This is a genomic window from Deltaproteobacteria bacterium (assembly GCA_030690165.1).
Lineage (GTDB): Bacteria > Desulfobacterota > GWC2-55-46 > UBA9637 > UBA9637 > JACRNJ01.
On sequence record JAUYHF010000040.1, the window covers coordinates 1 to 2349 of the forward strand.

2 protein-coding genes are annotated in these 2349 nt (G+C 45.3%); one reads left to right on the forward strand and one right to left on the reverse strand.

All coding sequences use genetic code 11. The features are described 5' to 3' along the window. On the reverse strand, window positions 1–896 hold an 896-nt coding region (locus Q8P28_06540; GenBank protein MDP2682444.1), incomplete at its 3' end, for a branched-chain amino acid ABC transporter permease. Between the two features lie 376 nt (window positions 897–1272). Here Q8P28_06540 and Q8P28_06545 point away from each other — a divergent pair. Further along, a partial coding sequence (locus tag Q8P28_06545; GenBank protein MDP2682445.1) for a PAS domain S-box protein occupies window positions 1273–2349 on the forward strand: 1077 nt, incomplete at its 3' end.

A 2349-nucleotide genomic window follows, 5' to 3' on the forward strand; every position in this document is an offset into this window, starting at 1 on the left:
GGGATGCTTCCCATGCCTCCAAGCACAACCATTGCAAGGACAAATACAGACTCAAAGAATGTAAAACTCTCCGGCGAAACAAAGGCGAATTTTCCTGCAAAAAAAACCCCTGCAAGACCTGCCCAGAATGCGCCCATGGAAAATGCAAGGCATTTTATCCTTGTAGTGTCAATGCCCATGGCCTCTGCCGCAATCTCGTCTTCCCTCATTGCAATCCATGCCCTGCCAAGCCTGGAGTTGTTCAGGCGGTTTATTACAATGGCGGTTAAGACTGCAATACAAAGGATAAGATAATAAAAATGGATTGGCTGATTTAATTTAAAAGATGCAATAGAAGGTCTTGCTATGCCAAGGATCCCGTTTGGTCCGCCTGTAAGGCTGTCCCAGTTATTTAAAATGAGATGAACTATCTGGATAAAGCCGAGGGTTACAATTGCAAGATAATCCCCGCGCAGCCTTAATGTAATGATGCCGAGCATCCAACCAATGCCTGATGCAGTGAACCCGCCTATTGGGAGGGCAAGCCAGAAGGAAATGCCCAGTTTTGTTGACAGAAGGGCGTAAGTGTATGCGCCAATTGCATAAAAGGCAATATAGCCCAAATCCAGAAGCCCTGCCAGACCAACAGAGATGTTCAGGCCAAGGGCCAGAACCGCATAAAGCCCTGCGAGGGTCAGGACGTCTATGTAGTAGTTGTTCAGGAAAAGGGGGAGTATAATGAGAAGCAGAAGAAGACCGATATTGATAAAAATGATATTGCGGTCTTTTAATGCGGCCACACCCGCGGCAGACAGACGCGTTTTTTTAAAAGGTTTAAAGATAGATTTCAGTTTTTCAAATACCACCTTGCCGGCAAAAATGGCAAGGCCTAAAAAAAGCGCATTTTTTATCCCCATAAACGGGAAGGTTAAAAAACTAAACCATAAAGGGATGGACATGTATTTTAGAAAAAGGGTTTTATAAATTATAGCCACAGAAACCATTTTACTAAATCTTCATCCGATGTCAACCCCGTTAGAGTGAGCGACATTAGTTTTTCGACATCCACTGGTAGCCGCACCCTTTATGGGTGCGCTATTTTCGCAGGCTAAAGCCTGCGGCTACCTAATAATGTAACAATTCTTTGTGCGTTTGTATCAGATGGCGCTTGCCTAAAGGGGCTGATTTTAGTAAGATTAGTGATGTATAGATAGTAGAGGATCGTTCTTAAACAATCGCCCAAGAAGATGACTGTTGAATGTGGGTAGTCCAAAATCAAGCAAGGAGAACCGCATGCTTAGTACCCAGCGCTTACAAAAGCTCAACCTGTTACAACAGGCATTATTAGGCCATGAGACCCTTGATGAAAAACTTAAAAAGATCACAGAAGGCGTTGTAGAGATATTTAATGCCGATTTTTGTCGTATATGGCTTAGCATGCCGGGGGACCGCTGTAATTCCGGCTGTATTCACGCCAATGCCAAAGAAGAGGATAAGATATGTCGTATGCGAGAACGTTGCCTGCACCTTGTTGCCAGCTCAGGCCGTTATACACATATAGAGGGCCCTCACAGCCGGATGCCATTTGGCTTGTACAAGCTGGGCCGCATAGCCAACGGAAAGATAAGCAAATTTCTCACCAACGATGTAGTAAATGATCCGCAGATAATGGACCATGAATGGGCCAGAGGGCTTGGCCTTGTCTCATTTGCAGGGTATAAGCTTCAAGATACCAATGGCGAACCTATAGGCGTTCTCGCGCTCTTCTCAAGACAATCTATCACCCCTGAAGAGGATGCTATGCTGGAAGGCTTTGCCGGCATAACCGCCCATGTCATCCAGACCACGAAGGCCGAAGGGGCGCTGAAGGTGGAGCGGGACAAGCTAAGAAATATCCTGGAATCTATGGGGGACGGCGTCTATATTGTAAACCAGACTCATGATATAGAATATATCAACCCTGTTATTGAAAGAGAGTTCGGTCCTATTGATGGACGTAAATGCTATGAATATTTTCATGACAGGGATAAGGTTTGTCCATGGTGCCCGAACAATAAGGTCTTTGCAGGAAAGACCGTCAGATGGGAATGGTATTCTGCTAAAAACAAAAAGACATATGACCTATTAGACACCCCATTACGAAATCAAGATGGAACTATCTCCAAGCTGGAGATCTTTCGCGATATCACAGAACGCAAGAGGGCAGAACAAGAGCTCGCGCTGTTTAGAGCATTGCTTGATCGCTCCAACGATGCCATAGAGGTGGTTGATCCGGAAACAGGCCGCTTCCTCGATATGAATGAGAAAGCCTTGCTTGACCTCAACTACAGTCGGGAGGAGCTTCCTTTTCTGAGAGTTTGGGATATAGAT